This is a genomic window from Sphingomonas sp. P3_C6, assembly GCF_056402595.1.
Genome location: NZ_JBFUHB010000014.1, coordinates 33882 through 50318, shown reverse-complemented (window position 1 = coordinate 50318; position 16437 = coordinate 33882). Strand labels below are relative to the sequence as shown.

General features: G+C 59.2%; 17 protein-coding genes and 1 pseudogene. 13 read left to right on the top strand and 5 right to left on the bottom strand.

What is annotated here, in order from left to right; translation table 11 throughout:
• Positions 1-40: 40 nt before the first annotated feature.
• A complete protein-coding gene (locus tag AC1DT7_RS14425; RefSeq protein ID WP_478036731.1) occupies positions 41-397 on the bottom strand; it encodes a hypothetical protein in 357 nt (118 codons plus the stop codon).
• Here AC1DT7_RS14425 and AC1DT7_RS14420 point away from each other — a divergent pair.
• A complete protein-coding gene (locus AC1DT7_RS14420; RefSeq protein ID WP_478036730.1) occupies positions 362-1684 on the top strand; it encodes an acyltransferase family protein in 1323 nt (440 codons plus the stop codon). The genes AC1DT7_RS14425 and AC1DT7_RS14420 overlap by 36 nt on opposite strands.
• Here AC1DT7_RS14420 and AC1DT7_RS14415 read toward each other — a convergent pair.
• A complete protein-coding gene (locus AC1DT7_RS14415; protein WP_478036729.1) occupies positions 1681-2736 on the bottom strand; it encodes an acyltransferase family protein in 1056 nt (351 codons plus the stop codon). The genes AC1DT7_RS14420 and AC1DT7_RS14415 overlap by 4 nt on opposite strands.
• A 366-nt stretch (positions 2737-3102) precedes the next feature.
• On the opposite strand from AC1DT7_RS14415, the gene AC1DT7_RS14410 reads away from it, so the two are divergent.
• From AC1DT7_RS14410 to AC1DT7_RS14400, 3 genes are all read left to right on the top strand, one after another.
• Positions 3103-3660: a DUF5681 domain-containing protein gene (locus AC1DT7_RS14410; RefSeq protein ID WP_478036797.1), complete on the top strand. Its 558-nt coding sequence runs from the start codon at positions 3103-3105 to the stop codon at positions 3658-3660.
• A 79-nt stretch (positions 3661-3739) separates the two neighbouring features.
• Positions 3740-5122: a PI-PLC domain-containing protein gene (locus AC1DT7_RS14405; RefSeq protein ID WP_478036728.1), complete on the top strand. Its 1383-nt coding sequence runs from the start codon at positions 3740-3742 to the stop codon at positions 5120-5122.
• A 118-nt stretch (positions 5123-5240) separates the two neighbouring features.
• Positions 5241-5507: a hypothetical protein gene (locus AC1DT7_RS14400; RefSeq protein WP_478036727.1), complete on the top strand. Its 267-nt coding sequence runs from the start codon at positions 5241-5243 to the stop codon at positions 5505-5507.
• A gap of 186 nt (positions 5508-5693) precedes the next feature.
• On the opposite strand, the gene AC1DT7_RS14395 is transcribed toward AC1DT7_RS14400, so the two are convergent.
• A complete protein-coding gene (locus AC1DT7_RS14395) occupies positions 5694-6593 on the bottom strand; it encodes an alpha/beta fold hydrolase (RefSeq protein ID WP_478036726.1) in 900 nt (299 codons plus the stop codon).
• A gap of 451 nt (positions 6594-7044) precedes the next feature.
• On the opposite strand from AC1DT7_RS14395, the gene AC1DT7_RS14390 reads away from it, so the two are divergent.
• Complete coding sequence (locus tag AC1DT7_RS14390) at positions 7045-7902, top strand: helix-turn-helix domain-containing protein (protein WP_478036725.1); 858 nt, start codon at positions 7045-7047, stop codon at positions 7900-7902.
• A 172-nt stretch (positions 7903-8074) separates the two neighbouring features.
• Entirely contained in the window at positions 8075-9268 is a 1194-nt protein-coding gene (locus AC1DT7_RS14385; RefSeq protein ID WP_478036724.1) for a GGDEF domain-containing protein, read from the top strand.
• Between the two features lie 115 nt (positions 9269-9383).
• Here the strand turns inward: AC1DT7_RS14385 and AC1DT7_RS14380 are convergent.
• A pseudogene (locus AC1DT7_RS14380) lies at positions 9384-9530 on the bottom strand (integrase core domain-containing protein); the annotation flags it as partial.
• Positions 9531-9663: 133 nt separating this feature from the next.
• On the opposite strand from AC1DT7_RS14380, the gene AC1DT7_RS14375 reads away from it, so the two are divergent.
• The 7 genes from AC1DT7_RS14375 (at position 9664) to AC1DT7_RS14345 (ending at position 15086) form a co-directional block, all read left to right on the top strand.
• Positions 9664-9888 (top strand): hypothetical protein, encoded by a 225-nt coding sequence (locus AC1DT7_RS14375; RefSeq protein ID WP_478036723.1) that lies wholly within the window; start codon positions 9664-9666, stop codon positions 9886-9888.
• The gene (locus AC1DT7_RS14370) at positions 9889-10254 is read left to right on the top strand and encodes a helix-turn-helix domain-containing protein (protein ID WP_478036722.1); all 366 of its coding nucleotides are present in this window, start codon (positions 9889-9891) and stop codon (positions 10252-10254) included.
• A gap of 177 nt (positions 10255-10431) precedes the next feature.
• Complete coding sequence (locus AC1DT7_RS14365; protein WP_478036721.1) at positions 10432-10680, top strand: hypothetical protein; 249 nt, start codon at positions 10432-10434, stop codon at positions 10678-10680.
• A gap of 94 nt (positions 10681-10774) precedes the next feature.
• Entirely contained in the window at positions 10775-10960 is a 186-nt protein-coding gene (locus tag AC1DT7_RS14360) for a hypothetical protein (protein WP_478036720.1), read from the top strand.
• 415 nt (positions 10961-11375) lie between these two features.
• Positions 11376-13349: a hypothetical protein gene (locus AC1DT7_RS14355; RefSeq protein WP_478036719.1), complete on the top strand. Its 1974-nt coding sequence runs from the start codon at positions 11376-11378 to the stop codon at positions 13347-13349.
• Entirely contained in the window at positions 13346-13993 is a 648-nt protein-coding gene (locus tag AC1DT7_RS14350) for a hypothetical protein (protein ID WP_478036718.1), read from the top strand. Before AC1DT7_RS14355 ends, AC1DT7_RS14350 begins: the two co-directional genes overlap by 4 nt.
• Positions 13986-15086 (top strand): hypothetical protein, encoded by a 1101-nt coding sequence (locus tag AC1DT7_RS14345; protein WP_478036717.1) that lies wholly within the window; start codon positions 13986-13988, stop codon positions 15084-15086. The genes AC1DT7_RS14350 and AC1DT7_RS14345 overlap by 8 nt, the downstream gene beginning before the upstream one ends.
• Here AC1DT7_RS14345 and AC1DT7_RS14340 read toward each other — a convergent pair.
• Complete coding sequence (locus tag AC1DT7_RS14340) at positions 15057-16346, bottom strand: hypothetical protein (RefSeq protein ID WP_478036716.1); 1290 nt, start codon at positions 16344-16346, stop codon at positions 15057-15059. The genes AC1DT7_RS14345 and AC1DT7_RS14340 overlap by 30 nt on opposite strands.
• Between the last annotated feature and the right edge of the window lie 91 nt (positions 16347-16437).

Sequence of the window (16437 nt, the reverse complement as noted above, 5' to 3'; positions counted from 1 at the left end):
CGTCAGCGTCATTTACAATCCGGAAACACGATTTCTTCGATCAGGGTACGATCCCGTACTTCGCATAGGTGCGGTCGATCTGCGGCGTCATCATGCGCGCGGCGGCGAGATCGCCCTCGCTTGCCTTGGCGTCGCCCATGCGCTTGCGCACCACGCCGCGCATATACATGCTGGCGGGAAGGCCCGGATCGAGATCGAGCGCGGTGTTGAGATCGGCCAGCGCGTCGGGCAGATCGAATCGCGCTCGCGGGCCGGTACGGGGGAAACGTATCGGGCGATCACCGTGCGCCCATCTCGACTCCGGGTCAGCGCGAGGGCTCGCATGCGGCGCGATCTTCGCGACCGGCGTCGCGCCAACGAGGTGCCCGAAGCGGTCGCCATGAAGCAACACCATCATTGCCAACCGTATCACGCGCCTGAGACTTCGGCCTCGGGCGCTTTTTGCCTGCCTGGCGGAGATCGCCCGGCGCGCACCCGGATTGTGGCACCGCCGGCCCGCTGCTACGCAGGCCCACAAAGAGGGGTATATTCGATGCGCAAGGTGATCGCGGGGCTTTTTTTACCACCTCGACCCAGCGACACCGAATATTATCACGCCGTCGATCTGCTGCGCGGCCTGGCGGCGATGGCCGTGGTGCTGTTCCACTACCTCAACTTCTATATCCCGGCGGGGCAGGTCGATGCTGTCGCAAATTTCCGCGACCTGGAACCACTGCACCAGATGCTTTGGCCATTCTACCAATATGGCCTGTACGCGGTTCAACTGTTCTGGCTGGTCTCCGGCTTCGTGTTCGCGGCGGTCTATGCCGGTCGCGCTAGGGAGCCCGGCAAATTCTTCGTCAACCGCTTCGCCAGACTATACCCGCTCCATTTCGTGACGCTGCTTGTGGTCGCGGCCCTGCAGTTCGGGCGGCTCCATGCCCTGGGCGATTTTCAGACCTACCAGTTCAATGACCTCTATCATTTCGTGCTGAACCTGTTTTTCGCGTCCAGTTGGGGGCTCGAGCGCGGGATGTCGTTCAACGGGCCGATCTGGTCGGTGTCGGTGGAGGTCGCGATCTATGCCGCGTTCCTGGTCACGCTCCCGTTTCTCTATCGCCGCGGCATCCTGGGCCCGCTCGCGCTGGCGGTGATCTTCACGAGCGGCAGCGTCTTCAAGCTGCCCGGCACCGTGTTCTGGCAGTGTGGCTTTTACTTCTTCCTCGGGTCCGCGATCTACATCGCGTTCGGCGCGCTGCGCGATCGACCGCTGTTGTTTGCCCTGGCGGGGATCGGAGCGCTCTGCGCGGCGGCGGCCGCCTGCCTGAAGCCGAACGGGATCGGAATCGCCCATCTCATGCCGATCGTGCTGCCGGGAATCTTCCTGCTCGCCTGCGCCATCGAAGCGACGGGCCGGATGCGGAAGAGCCGGTGGACGGCCTGGATCGGCGATAACACCTATGGCGTCTATCTATGGCACATACCTATCCAGCTCGCGCTGATGCTGATGCTTGATATCTGGGTTGGGAGTCGGGCGATCGCGAACAGCCCCGCCTTCCTGCTTGCGTTCGTGGCGATCGTCATGTGCGTGGCAAGGCTGTCGTTCCTCGTGATCGAGCGTCCTGCGAGAGATGCGATCAAATCCTGGTACCGCCAGCGTTCGGCAAGGTCTGAGCCACAGGCGGAAGCCCAGGCGATCTTCTAGGCTCCTGCGCCGCGCCGCGATCGTTTGCTCTCGATGGCGTTGCGTACCCGGATGTCTATCTTGTCGACGATCCACGCGGCTATTGCGGCGCCGATCAGCACCGCGATCCCGGCCGTGACGGGCGGCATCTGCAAGTGCCTGGTGACGACTATCCCTGCCGCGATCACCGGCATGTGGATCGCATAGAGGGGGAAGGACAATTCGCCGAGCAGGGCAAACAGCCGCCGGCATRCCGGTGGCGGCTCCATCGTCGATGCCATGAGGACGATCAGCGGTGACAGCGCGAGCGCGAAAACCAGATCATAGGGCAATCGCAGCGCGCGTGGCGGATCGGCAAATAACAGTATCAGCAAGATGGCGAGCAGGGCGACCGACCAGATCGTCTGCCGTCCATGTGCCCCGGAGCGATACCGATAGATCAGCAGGCCCGCGGTGAATGAAAAGACCGTTCTGGCGATACCGCCGGGCACAGTCGGCCATGTCGTTCCGAGGCCGATGTCGTTTGCCCATATCGCCCCCCACACAAAGGCGATGCCGGCGACGACGAGTAGGGCGATATAGCCCCGGAGTGACGTCAGGCGCGCGATGGCCGCCCATGCGACGTTGACCCAGAATTCAAAGATGAGCGACCAGGCCGGCCCGTTGAGTGGCGCGATGTAGAAGATCCCAGGCCCGAAAGCCGGGAGAAAGAACAAGGCCGGGACGAGCGCCCACCCGATCGAACCGATCGGGATCGCGCCACCCATGTGCAGGACATTTTCGGCAACGACTTGCGCGATGCCGAGGACCAGGCCGAGGAGATACAGCGGATAGAAGCGGATCAGACGCTTCGCCGCAAAGCCGCGCATCGTTAGCGTGCCGGACACAAGCTTGGCCTGGTATGCGCCGGCAACGACGAACCCGCTGAGCGCGAAGAAGAAATCTACCGCGAGATAGCCGCTCGCCGCTTTCTGCGGCCAGAAGAACGAGAACATGTGGAAGACCGCAACCGCGAGGGCCGCAGCGCCGCGCAACCCGTTCATCGTCTCATAGGTGCGCGTTGACGTGGTCATGCTGCGCCTTTGCTTGCTGGGCACCTTCCGCGCAATAGTTGTCCGGCGGATTCGGCCGCGGATCTGGTGCAGATTGCGGTGATTCCCGGCCCGGTTCGGAATATTCCGCCACACCAGCTTAGCAATAAGGCGCACGTCACCGTACTGGGGGTGATGAGGAGGTTTAGCGCCCGAATGGTGCGGAAACCGGGTGCGGCCGTGCCGCGGGCTCGGCGGACCATCAAGGCGGGTGCTGGCGGGATTCCGGCGTTTCTTTTTTCCTCCGCTATTCGCAGCAAATCCGCGCCGGAATTTCCCCTGCTTGATTCAAACGGGCGCCGGAACCGGGTCTTGAGAGGGCGGGATTGTCCATAGCGGGTGCGTGACATGGCGGAACGGCGGATTGAATCGGGCCACGAGAGGCCGGATGCGGTGGCGAGAGATGCGGCGGGGACGGGTGGCGCCGAGCCGGCCGCCTATCGTGTCGGGAAAGGCAGGCCGCCGACCGGCCGGCGCTTCGCCAGGGGCCAGTCGGGCAATCCGCGGGGGCGTCCGAAAATGCGCGGCGGATCGGGCAAGCCGGGCGATCGCCTGATCGGCGCCGACCAACCGACGCGGCGGATGATCCTGGAGGAAGCGTATCGGACGATCACGGTGCGGGACGGCGACGAGGAAATCCAGATGACCGCGAACCGGGCGGTGTTCCGGGCGATGATGGAGCGCGCGCTGAAGGGCAGCAGGATTGCGCAACGCAAATGGATCGAGATGGTCGAGCAGGCCGAGGCCGAACAGAGGAGCAGGAGTGAGGGGATGTATGGACATCTCCCCGGCGCGGGCCGCTTTCGGCCGGGCGCCGATGCTGCGCATCTTCGGTGGCAGATTGGTGGAGTACTACCGAAATCCCATGCAATACAGCCAAAGTGGCTATTTCCTATTATAGAATAATGATTCGATAACCCTGTAATCCACTTCCAGATTAAAATTTCGTGTGCGAAACGCTATGCGTCTACGAAAGGAAAAGATCATGGTCGCCAAGGGAATCGATTATTATCTTTACTCGGATTCGGAAAATCTACGCACTGACCTGGCCGTCCCGAAGATTCATCGCGCTCACGGCCCCGAGGCGAACTTCCAGCGCAACAACTTTCAGGTGCAATCGCAAAACATCCCTGATCCGGTCAACTATACCGGCAGGCTCGAATGGGTGACGACCGATCACGGCAAGGAGACGCTCAGGCAGTGGCAGAACATCAGTTCGCTCGACGGCAACCTCAAGACCGGCACGATGCACACCATGTTCAACACGCCGCCGCGGATCGGCAGCCCGACGGTCTGCTGGGGCCTGTACGACGCGGGATCCGGCAAGGTCTCCGGGATGACCAACCAGCATCAGCTCTATATCTATTCGACGCGCGATCAGCGCCGCTGGATGGGCGATCTCGCCAAGCGCAATCCGCGCGTCGCACGCGGGCCTTTGTACCGATTTGCGCTGCCCGGTTCCCATGACGCTGGCATGTTCGACATGCGCGCGGTGATGAAGGTGGTACACAATCCCGCGTTCGTCTTGGCGCTCGGCGCGTTTATGGGCGTGGCCGCCGCCCTGCTCGGGCCGCGCGCGATCGCCAATCTCGCGATGACGCAGAAGGACAATATCCGCACGCAATTGGACATCGGCATCCGCTATTTCGATTTTCGCCCCGGCTGGATGCACTCTGCGATCCGCCCCTTTTTCGGCAGCACGCTCTACCATCAGCACGGACTGGTCCCAGGATATCCCTATGTGGATTTCGTGGTGGACGTGCTGCGCTGGCTCGACGCCAATCCCGGCGAGATCGTGGTGGTCAATCCGAACACCCAGGGCTTCGCAGCCGATGCGATGAAGCCGACCGATGCCTCCGTGCAGCACGCGCTCAATACCGCGATCGACAGGGTCAAGCTGCCCCGGCCGATCGGCATCGGCAGGTCAGCCCATCTCGACAGGAGTTACGATTCGCTGATCCGTGACAATACCCGCCTGATCTTCGCAAACGAGATCCAGAACGGGTCGCAATTCTACAACAGCTGGAGCGGAGCCTATGCGACGTTGCGGCCCGCCCCCATCATCAAAGCCTTTGAAGGCATGAAGCGCGAAATGCCGGCCAATACCAACCATGTCGTGATGCAGATGCAGGCGACGGCGACGAAGATCGGTGCGGTCGTCGCGGCCTCGGTCGTCACGTCAAGCGACGCCTCATCGCCCCTGCTCGCGACCAAACCGGCGATGGACGCCGCGACCAACCCCTGGCTGCGCGCGAACGCCGCCAAGCGGCTGTCGCCGGATCGTTTACTGGTGTTCCTCAACGACTTCGTCGACAATTGCATGGTCGAGACGGCGATCATAGTGACGGAGCAGCGCGCGCGGGATTGAGCGCGGGGGGCGGGTGACCGCTTTGCGCTGGTCCAGCCTCCCCTCTTGGGAGAGATTGTGCTGGTCCTCGGCGAGGGCACCACATCCACTGTGCCAGAGGCGATCCAGCTCGGTTGTGATGGATGAGGCGCATCTGATCGGAGCGCTGCGCTATGTGGCGCTCAATCCGGTCCAGGCGCGGCTGGTCGAGCCGCCCGAGGACTGGCGCTGGTCGAGTAGGACGGCGCACATCACCGGCGCGGGCGACCGCTTTGTCGATGTGGTGCCGGGGCTGAAGCGCGTGAGCGATTTAGCCGCTTTCCTGGTGGAGGCGTTCGATGAGGCGTTGAGCTATGCTGCTCCGCTCCGCGCCGCGCGGAAAGTGTCGGCCATCCAGTGGTCGTAGGCGTGGCTCGCCGACATTGAAGCTCGTCCTGTGATCCCGCTCTCGCCACGCAAGCGCGGGCCCGTTCCGGAGGGTGGAGGTGAGGTTTAGGGGTTGTTGCACGTAGCACCGTAATGACACGGCCTGGCCTGGGTTGGGAGCGACGGCTTCAGGAGGATCAAGGCGGGATGGCTGCCGTCAGTCGCGCTATGCGGACACCGTTCGTTGCGCGACACCGTCGATCTTGCCTGCGATCTGCCGCCACACACCAGCCGGGAGGTCATGTCCCATGCCATCGATCAGCAGGAGTTCGGCCTCCGGGATAGAAGCGGCTGTGTCTCGGCCGCAGTCCGGCAAGAATAGCGGATCGTCATTTCCATGAATGACCAGCGTGGGTGCCGTCACAGCCGACAACCGGGAGCGCCGATCTCCCGTCGCGCCAATGGCCGCGATCTGGCGACCCGTTCCGGCGGGATCATAGGCACGGCCGAGCTCCTCCGAAGCCAGTGCACGGTGGGCTTCCTCGTCGAAAGGGTAGCCAGTGCCCGCGATGCGTCTGGCGAAGGCTGAACTTCGCGACAGGAAGCCGGCTCGATCGGAGGCAGGGTCGGGCATCGGCCGCATCATCATCGCCATCGCATCCGGTGCAGCCTGCGGGAGCGCTGGATTGCCCGTGCTCGACATGATCGAGGTCAGCGAGAGGACGTGGCTACCGTGCTCGCTGGCCATGATCTGAGCGATCATGCCGCCCATAGACCGTCCAACGATGTGAGCTTGCCCGATCCCCAGCGCGTCCATCAGTCCGATCGCGTCCGCCGCCATGTCGTAGAGCGTGTACGGCACCTCCGGTCGTTGCCCCGCCTGAAGCGCTGCAGCCAGCGCGCCGAAATCCACGGCCGGGCACCCGTCGAGATGCGTCGAATAACCGGCGTCCCGATTATCGAAGCGCACCACGCGATAGCCCAGGGATACGAGCTCGGCGCAGAACGGGGCGGTCCAGCGGATCATCTGGGTGCCAAGTCCGGCGATCAGGAGGACCACCTCACCGCTCGTATCGCCGAAGCTCTCCCAAGCCAGTTCGATCCCGTTTGCTTTGGCGATGTTCATGGCGGGACGTTCTCTCGTGCTCGGTGGTTCGCCGAGATCTCTCGCTACGGCCTGCGGTCACTAGAGGGTATTGCCAGCAGATGCGAAGGCCCGGAATCGGGAACGACAATTCTGCCGGCCTATGTCCGTTATTGCGGCGCTTGCCGGCAGACCGCTTCATTAGGCCAGGGCCCAACTCGCCGAGGAGCGAGTCGCGGTCCGGTTCGGTGTTGCGCACCCCTTTCGGCTGCGGGCCGGCGCGGGCGCCGGGCAGAGAGCCGCATCGACGCCATTATTGCCGCCATGCTCGAAATGCCCCCTTCACTGGAAATGCCCCCTTCGCTGAAAATGCCCCCTTCGCTGGAAATGCCCCCTTCGCTGGAAATGCCCCCCTTCACTGGAAATGTTTGTGAAGAATGCCGAATTCGCCTAGCGGGATGGCACAAGAAACATCGTCGACTGAGCAACATCTATGTCGAACCTGAAGATGGATTTCCGCCAGCCCCCTGCCCAGCTGGCCGATCATTTCTCGTTTTTCTACCATTTCGAGCAGGACGACGATCGTTTCGAGGGGGTCGACCGCGCCGATTATGCGCAGTTCCGCTTCATCCTGCGCGGCGACAATGCGCGGTATCGCTTTATCGACGGCACCGAGCAGGCGATGCCGGACACCTATGTGCTGGGCCCCACCACCGGCTCTTCGAGCCTGAGCTGCGATGGCGCGGCCGAGGCGATCGGCGTCGGGCTGATGCCGCATGGTTGGGCGGCGCTGGTGCCGATGGACGCCTCGGCGGCGGCGAACCGGCTGTTCGACGCGAAGGACCTGTTCGGCCCGATCGTGACCGAGGTGTATGAGAAGCTGCGCGCCACGCCGGATTTCGATGCGCGCGTCGCGATCCTGGAGGAGATGCTGGTCACGCTGATGCGGCGGCAGAAACCGGGGTATCAGGCGTTCGTCGCCCAGGTGAACGAATGGCTTGCCGGCACCGTCGCGCCCGAGGTCAACGACCTGGTCGCGCTGACCGGCCTGTCGCTGCGGCAGGTGCAGCGCGGCTGCAAACGCTATTTCGGATCGCCACCCAAGGTGCTGGCCCGCAAATACCGGGCGCTGCGCGCGGCGGTGGCGATGACGCATCGCGACCCCGAGCTGGACGAGATGCTGGACGAGGGGTTCTACGACCAGTCGCATGTGGTGCGGGAAATCAAGCATTTCACGGGGATGACGCCGCGGGCCTTTGCCGAGCATCCGACGGAGCTGAACCGGGAGATTGCCAAGCGGATTGCGCTGGAGCGGGAGAATCCGATCCGGCGGAGTGGGGTGATTACCTGAGGTGGAGTGGGGGGAATTTGGTATTGCGTCCCCGAAATCCCCCGAAATCCCTGCTGCATTTACTTTTGGAGCGGGCGGTTCGTTCGCCTGGCCCAGCGCCAGCGTTGCAGCGAGGTGGTAAAATCTTCAGACATGCCGCTTACCGGGGCCCCGACGCGTCAGGGCAAGGAACATGGAACAAGCTGTCGTTCGGGTGACACTTTCGCTGGTTGGACCCGGTATTCTGACATTATTCGGGATCGTGTTCGGTGCGTGCTGGCTGGTCGAGCGCCGCCGAGTGCACCTGTTGCTGATGGCAGCCGCGTGCGCGCTGGTCGCGATCGGGGCCACCGTTCAGGTACTTTACTGGCCTCGAGATACCGGCCTCAATGCCATGATATCAGGCCTGTTCTATACAGTGGGAGTGCTAGCTGCCGCTGAAGGGATCGTCCGACGTTCCGGGCGAAGCCTGGGGCTGTGGAGCCATATGGTCGCGGTCACCGCGATAATGGGCTTGCTCTGGTACTTTTTCTACATCGACAGGAGCCTCATCGCCCGGGTGTACATCCAGAACCTGGGCTATGGCATGATCCTGCTGGCGGCGGCCCTGCGCATATCGAAGCTGAGGCGGAGTCATGTCATCGACAGGATCCTGTTCTGGACCTTGCTGGCCTTTGCCCTCCATTTCTTTCCGCGAACGATCTTTACCATCGGATTCTCGGCGCCCGTAGGGGCGGCCGCCTTCGCCAACTCGCTCTTCTGGCAGGCTTTGCAGTTATCGCTTGCGGTGTTGGGCACGGCGCTGGCCATGGCGGTTCTTGCAGGCACGGTATCAGACCTGGTGGAGGATATACGCCGCGACCGTGACCTCGATCACCTGACAGGTGTGCTTAACCGGCGCGGCTTCGAAGCGTCGGTGAAGCTGTCCTTGTCCGAACCGGGAGCAAGGATGGCCTCGCTCATCATCTGCGATCTCGATGACTTCAAATCCGTAAACGATACCTACGGCCACGTTGTGGGCGATCAGGTGCTCCAGCACATTGCCAGCATCCTGCAGCAATCTACGCGCAAGCAGGATATCGTAGGGAGAGTCGGCGGGGAAGAATTTGCGATTCTGTTGCCGGACACCACCCCCGCCAAGGCGTTTGAATATGCCGAACATTTGCGTAGCGCGATATTGAATCGCGACTTTTCCGAGCTGCTGGATGCACGACGTGTTTCCGCCAGCTTTGGTGTGTCTTCAGAAAAAGACAGCCGATTCGAAAGACTGTATCAGAACGCGGACAATCACCTCTATGAGGCGAAGCGGGCGGGCCGAAACCAGACCTGGCCACAGCCCGTCTCGGCGCGCCAGAACAGATCCACTGGCGGCCATATCACGGTTTGATCTGCCCCATGCCGAGTGGCCCAAAGACCATGATCGTCTGGACCACCATGAGCCTGGCCCTTTTTTCTGGTCCAGCCATTGCGAGGACAGCCGCCCCTTTTTGCATCAGGGCAGGCTAGCCCGCCCTGATGCAAAAACGCTCCGCCGGGGTCTGATTGCCGAGGAAACTGTGCGGACGTACATTGTTGTGGTCGTGCCCCCACGCTTCACATTTATGCAGGGCGTCAGCCAAGCTCAAGAACCAGTTGGCATTGAGGCACTCCGGCCAACAGCAGGCGCCAGAGCGCGGTGCGGATGCACGCGATTGTAGAGGTCGAGCCACTTTGGCAGTTGGTCGATGACGGTCTGTGCATGGATCTAAATAGTAAGCTGTCACCGAATCCGAGGCGATCGGCGTGGGGCTGATGCCGCATGGCTGGGCGGCGCTGGTGCCGATGGACGCCTCGGCGGCGGCGAACCGGTTGTTCGACGCGAAGGACCTGTTCGGCCCGATCGTGACCGAGGTGTTCGGGACACTGCGCGCGACGCCGGATTTCGATGCGCGCGTCGCGATCCTGGAGGAGATGCTGGTCACGCTGATGCGGCGGCAGAAACCGGGGTATCAGGCGTTCGTCGCCTAGGTGAACGAATGGCTTGCCGGCACCGTCGCGCCCGAGGTCAACGACCTGGTCGCGCTGACCGGCCTGTCGCTGCGGCAGGTGCAGCGCGGCTGCAAACGCTATTTCGGATCGCTGCCCAAGGTGCTGGCCCGCAAATACCGGGCGCTGCGCGCGGCGGTGGCGATGACGCATCGCGACCCCGAGCTGGACGAGATGCTGGACGAGGGTTTCTACGACCAGTCGCATGTGGTGCGGGAAATCAAGCATTTCACGGGGATGACGCCGCGGGCGTTTGCCGAGCATCCGACGGAGCTGAACCGGGAGATTGCCAAGCGGATTGCGCTGGAGCGGGAGAATCCGATCAGGCGGCGTGGGGTGATTACTTGAGGTGGAGCGGGGTGCGAGGCCTTTATAGTAGGCACAAATCACCCTTAGGGTCACCATCGCGGATGGCCTGAAATCAGGCGGACCAAGCGCATCAGATTTGAAATCGCTCAAAGTTCTCGCTCGCCGTAGATGTCCGTCGTAAGCCCCCATCGGAGAAATACACTTCAGGGAGTTCGGATGTCAGAGTGGGAGAGCAAAGTCGTCTTACAGCGTGGCGAGAGCCTGACGCGGACGGGATCACGTCAAACCGGGTTCATGCAGGAGACCGATATTGATAATTATGATGTCGTGGACGGTGACGGCAACACGAACGGCACAGTCGAGATAAGGGATCATACCGCCGTGAGAGGATTACGCCGAACAATCACCGTCATTCAACGAGACAGCAGCGGGAAGATTGTTGTTAACGAAGTCTGGAACCCGTAATCGAATAAGGTTATCAAACCGTTCGATCTGATCAGGACAAATTAAACAGTCCGTTTTTACAACGAATCACTAAAGATATTACAAGGATAGAATCATGACAACTGGACTGGAAAGGTGGGCCAGAACTGAACGACAATTCATCAAGGACGACATCATGTGGCTTAAGACTGGAGCCAAACTCATCTCGCCTAGCGGTGACGATATCAGCGCCCGAAAGCTGGTCGAGTTGGAAGCGCGATTAGAGCAGGCTCATCTGGCGCTCGGGGACAGTTCGAATTGATGCAGATCATACGGACCTGGTCGTCCGGTGGACAATCTTCTTCGCTGTGCTCCACAGTATGGGCAGTACGGAGGCGCTGAGCGACCGGGTCTCGCCGACAATCGCGACGGCTTCGCGCCCAGCCATGGCGATGGCGGCAGACCCGCGGTCTGTTTACCTCGAACAAGCTGTCGTTCGAGTGCTCACAGTTGCCCGTCTTGAGTCGAGAGCGGTGGCACTGCGCATAGTTAACCAGAGCGCCAGTCCATTGGCCAGTTAAGTGGAGTGTCACCGCGCCCCCTTGACGGAATAGGAGCCGTCGCAGAACATAGAGATCGCACGCACTCAACGCAGGCAGAAGTCGGATTCGATTGGTAGAAATAAAGGCGGGCCGATTGCCGATCCGGTACGGCGAGAATCGTAATTGGGGGATCCGTTGATTGCATTTCCGCGCATCGAACGCGTTTCTGTTCGTAGCTATGACCTCTATCCCGGATTAGGTGAGAGCAAGGAGCTCTGCCTGGAACTTGGCGGGGGGCCTTGGCTCGTTCTCGGCGTTAATGGTCTCGGCAAGAGTACATTGCTCCTGCTTATGCGATATCTCCTGACCGGCGCGGTTCGGGCGCGTGGAGCAGGCTTTGCCGGCGATCGTGATGACTTGCAGGCTGTCAATAATCGGTTTTTCGCGGTTCGGGTACTCGACGGCGCGCGGGATTCGGTTGCCACTATCGAGGTTAGCGTTGGCGATGCGAAGTTGGTTGTAGAACGCTCACTTTCGAATTTGACGCTCATTAAAGCGGTTATCACACGAGACGGCGTGTCCGAGGAGATTGGCAGCGAAGAAAATTATCGCGCCGCTTTCACCGCACTGATGGGCGTCGCGCAGTTCGAAGACGTCGTACGCGCGCTGGATCACCTCACTTTCTACTTGGAAATGCGACAACCTCTAATTTGGGATGGGGCCGCCCAATTTGAGCTATTTCGCGCCCTCTTGACCCCCAATCTTTCGGCCGATCTACGTCGCCTTGAAGGCGAAATCGTCTCTGCAGACAGTGCGGCACGCAACCTCAGCGCAACGCTTTTCAAGATAACGGCTAAACGACAGAAGGAAGCAATAAAGAAAGTAAGCGCTAGCGACACCAGAGCGCGCATTGCAGCTGCTCAGGGAGAACTTGATGCCCTACTCAAGGATGAAATAAAATTATCCGAAGAATTAGACGGAGCTGAAACGCAGCGCTCTGACTACAATCTCCAGGTAAAGCGCGCCGAGAAAGAGCTCGACGATGCGGCGCAGGTATATGAAAAGATAAAATTCGATGTACTTCGTCAAGCATTCGCAGGAGTTAACCCGACTGATCAGTATATTTTCCTGAAACTTATATCGGAGAAAATATGCATTGCCTGCAACCAAGCAGCGCCAGATGCTGCGAAGGAGATGCAGACCCGCAGCGATACCGGGCATTGCGTAGTTTGCGGCAACCCTCGAAAATTCGACACCAACGTCGAATACATCGGTGATGCCGCTAAAAATAAGGCGGTAGAAGCCTACGAGGCGCTAGAATCGCGTCGCCGCGAACTTGATGACCTTCGTCGCCAGTTCATAACTTCGAATGATTTCGTTTATGCTCTACATAAAAAGCTATCTGCTGTCCGGCTGAATGCAGAAACGAAACACGGCACAATTCGACAATTGAAGAAGAATTTACCGGCAGAAGAGGGCCTGGAGCTTAGTCGCGAAGAGGATCGCATTGTTACGCTTCGTGAGCAAGTGCAGATATTTCGACAAGAGAGAACTATTGCGGAACAAAAGATTGACGAACTCCTTGTTCAGCTGAAGAACGCGACGGAGGAGATTCGAGAACGATTGGAAGGGGCATTCGATCGTCGGGCTGAGCCGTTTTTCGCGGAGCAAGTTCGGCTCGTGTACGCGCCCCGAACCGCTAAGATCGGGCAAGGGGGGCGATCATTCGAATTTCCTGCGTTCGAAGTCGAAATGACATCTGGTGCTACCCTTAGCCAATTTGTTCGAAGGACCCAAGAACAGGTCTCGCTATCGCAGCGTGAATATCTGGATATTATCTTCCGGATGATCCTTATTGACGAACTGGGCTCGGGAAAAGGTACTCTGGTTGTAGACGGACCGGAAGGATCATTAGACGCCGTATTCGCGGGGCGCGCGGGAGACCTATTTGCGCGCTTTGCGATGGGAGATACCGCCAACGTTATACTCGCTTGCAACATCATCGAGGGCGGATTCATTCCGCATACCCTATCAGCGTACCTGAAGGAACAACGCAGATCTCGCGTCGTGAACCTGATCGAACAAGCAATGCCCACGCAAGCGCTCATCAATCTGCGTGATCTCTACATGCAGAAGGTCGATGAGATTCTTGGCCAGGACCCTCAATGAGTGCTGGACAGCCTGAACCAGACCTCCGTGTCCGGGCTCGCCTCTTGCAAATCATCGCGGCTTTGGAAGGCGCTGGCGGCACTCCGATATCTAACCGCGATCTACACGCTTTCGCTTATCTAACTAACGTGCTCAGTCCAGTATGGGAAGTCGAACCGCTAGAACGGTCGGTTCTCAAAGATCGTGACGGCCCACGCTCCTCGGCGTTGGAGCATGAGCTAGATTTATGCGTCGGAGCGGGCCTGATAGTCGTCGATGCGTTAAAGCCCGATCCTGAAAACCCGTTACGCCTCGATGCAACTTACCGGCTTAACGCTAGGGCCGTGCGCCCCGTATTGGCAGCGATCTCGATCCTTCCCGATCAGGAGAATATTTCCGCATATCTCAACGAACTCGCATTTGCCTTCCTTGAGATTAGCCCGGACCAACGAGATGACGCTGCATTGCAGGATGCAACATGGTCAAATCCCGCGATCGCAGATGGGCGCGTTGTCGATTTTGGCGAGCGCTTAAAGAAGTCGATCAACCCGACCTATAACGCTGCGGAGACATTTCAGACGTTCGCTCCTGAAGGGGTTACGCTAAATAAGGCAGAGAAGCTTCTAATGTACGTACGCCTTCTCAAGAGGAGGTCGCATGGTTAGCAATCTCGGCGGGATAACGCTTGAGGAAATCAAGAACTCTGCGCGAGAGCAGCCGTTTCCCGACAACGCAGGAGCCACGCCTAGCGAGCGCTTTTTGATGAAGATCTCAGCTTTGGTGACGATTCGCCAGCAGCAAGGAGATTCAGGTGGGGTCGCGGTCTTCCTTCAGAGCGATGCGCTCCAAAGCGACGCCGAAGATTGCGGCGGGACTTTTCACCCGGTGATTGCAACCGGCAACGACCCCATCGCTGGAAAGGTATGGCTTTCGAATGCCGCCCTGGGAGCCGCATACGCGCTCAACATTGATTGTAGCGACCAAGCCGTAATTTTCGGGAAAGTCAGAAGTGCAGGCTTTGGCGGTCTTCCAGCACTAGTCATCGATTGGAGAGGCAATGTTCCGGTAGGCCGCTTTTATGCAAAGGGCTTGGAGAACGTTGACTTCGTGCATGACGTGGCACTTGCTTACACTGAGATAACAAGGGACGACCTCAAAGACTGCCTTGATCATTTCTATAATACGTCGCTCGCAACACCACTGCGCACTCGTGAAGGTCATGCCCCAGCAGTTTGGGGCGACGCATCAAAAGGGTGGCCAGCACATCGGCCAGAAGAACGCATACAGGGAAAGTTAATCGAGCAGCTGCGATCACGTTACACGAAGCACAAAGTCCGCGCAGAGCCTAAAAATGACGACGGCATCACAGATTTAGTGATTTATGCAGAGACCCGTGACGTATCAGGGAAGAAAATTATTGTAAAGGAGTGGGTTTTAGAACTGAAAGCTCTTACCGATAGAACTGAGGCAGGCAATACGATTGGGGTCGCTGACACAAGGGGGCGCGTCGTGGAAGGTATCACTCAGGCGGTTGCCTACCGGCATAGAGAGCATGCCAACAATGCTGCACTCTGCTGTTATGACATGCGCGCCGCTGACGAAGGTGATCGCGCATGTTTCGCCGAAATCCAAGAAGAGGCTATGCGGGAAGCGGTTTACCTTTGGCGATGGTTTCTCCATCGCAGCTCCTCGGCCCTGCGGACGGAGGAGCGCGCCGCCCGAAATGCTTCAGCGGCGAAAGGTCAAAAGACTCTCTAGCAATTCCGGACGCCCACCTTGTTGGGGAGACGCGCGCATTGACCTGAAGGGCTCAACGGCAAGCAACTGATAACCAATCCCGGCCGCTATTTCGGCGAGGATGTCAGCGACCGGCACTTGGATGCCGTGGTAACGACTGTCGCCGACGACAAGATAGGCCCTGCCGCCGGGCACGATCGATCCGTGAAGTTTTTCGAGAATATCTTGCATATCGGAGAAATAAGCGGAGACCATGTCAGGGATGGTTCCGTTCCACAGCTCCCCCCGGATGCTGTCTAACTCAAGCGACACGCGCCTAAGAATATCTGACTTTACTTCCGACCCGGAATAATCTCGCTTAATCTGAACGTGGCTACGCAAAGTCTCCAGTCGGAGTTTCCGATTTGCCTCGCCACCATTCAAATAGCCGCAAACCCAAAGTTCCACGTTATAAACATCGGTATAATCGAAGGAATTCGGGTACGGTGGCGAAAAGATAGCCACATCGAATTGGCCGGATGACGGCGTCAAAACTCGGGCATCGCCACGCAGTAAATCGTAGCCCAGATGCTGCCTGTTTCGAAAACGCTGGATGTCATAGACAGCTTGGACGAAGGCGGCATCGAAGGCGAAGAGAACATCAGAAGCTGACGATTCACGATCCGCCCAGTTTTTTCTGTAACGTCGCCCCTTCCCGCTCACTACTACGTTACTGACCTGCAACGAGATTGGGGCGAGAAGCACCCTAAAAAGACGGCGATGAGAGAGTTCTTTAACCGCCAAGATCGCGTTGCGGAGACCTGCCAAGCGCCGAGCTACCGCTTCGCTGAAAATATACCGACCATCCTTGCCTGGAGCTACGAACGTAGCGGGCGCACCAGGGAATATGTCATCGCTATCGTCGTCATCAACTTCCCGCAACAACGATGCATAATCATCCAACAATGCTGCGGCATCATAGGAAGCAAGCTTCGCTTCGATCAAATCGGCAAGATAAGGGTTAACCTCAATGGTCGTTGGCGCTGCGCCGAGAAACTGGCTTGCAAGCGCGGTCGTCCCAGACCCCCCGAACGGGTCAATAACTTGAGATATTGGTCTTCCGAGAGCTAGGCTCGTCTCTTCAAATGCCTGCGCTATTAATTCGGGCGCGAAAGCTTCCTTGAACGCACGCCACGCTTGAAAAGCGACAAGCGGCGTACCCGCATTCGTCGAAAGGTGAGCAGGGCTACGACCATCCAGCCAATCTTGCAGTGTTGCTGGTCGATCTTCAACAAATAGCATAGGCGCGATCCCCGATGTAGCCACCCTCGCGCACGAAATTTGGCGGGCAAAAGTTAGCATTCGTTGATATTTTTTGCAATACACTTGAAGC

Bases quoted from the DNA above. Each gene is read 5' to 3' on its own strand.
- AC1DT7_RS14425 (WP_478036731.1), bottom strand. From the start codon at position 397: ATGATGGTGTTGCTTCATGGCGACCGCTTCGGGCACCTCGTTGGCGCG.
- AC1DT7_RS14410 (WP_478036797.1), top strand. From the start codon at position 3,103: ATGGCGGAACGGCGGATTGAATCGGGCCACGAGAGGCCGGATGCGGTG.
- AC1DT7_RS14405 (WP_478036728.1), top strand. From the start codon at position 3,740: ATGGTCGCCAAGGGAATCGATTATTATCTTTACTCGGATTCGGAAAAT.
- AC1DT7_RS14400 (WP_478036727.1), top strand. From the start codon at position 5,241: ATGGATGAGGCGCATCTGATCGGAGCGCTGCGCTATGTGGCGCTCAAT.
- AC1DT7_RS14395 (WP_478036726.1), bottom strand. From the start codon at position 6,593: ATGAACATCGCCAAAGCAAACGGGATCGAACTGGCTTGGGAGAGCTTC.
- AC1DT7_RS14390 (WP_478036725.1), top strand. From the start codon at position 7,045: ATGTCGAACCTGAAGATGGATTTCCGCCAGCCCCCTGCCCAGCTGGCC.
- AC1DT7_RS14385 (WP_478036724.1), top strand. From the start codon at position 8,075: ATGGAACAAGCTGTCGTTCGGGTGACACTTTCGCTGGTTGGACCCGGT.
- AC1DT7_RS14365 (WP_478036721.1), top strand. From the start codon at position 10,432: ATGTCAGAGTGGGAGAGCAAAGTCGTCTTACAGCGTGGCGAGAGCCTG.
- AC1DT7_RS14360 (WP_478036720.1), top strand. From the start codon at position 10,775: ATGACAACTGGACTGGAAAGGTGGGCCAGAACTGAACGACAATTCATC.
- AC1DT7_RS14350 (WP_478036718.1), top strand. From the start codon at position 13,346: ATGAGTGCTGGACAGCCTGAACCAGACCTCCGTGTCCGGGCTCGCCTC.
- AC1DT7_RS14345 (WP_478036717.1), top strand. From the start codon at position 13,986: ATGGTTAGCAATCTCGGCGGGATAACGCTTGAGGAAATCAAGAACTCT.
- AC1DT7_RS14340 (WP_478036716.1), bottom strand. From the start codon at position 16,346: ATGCTATTTGTTGAAGATCGACCAGCAACACTGCAAGATTGGCTGGAT.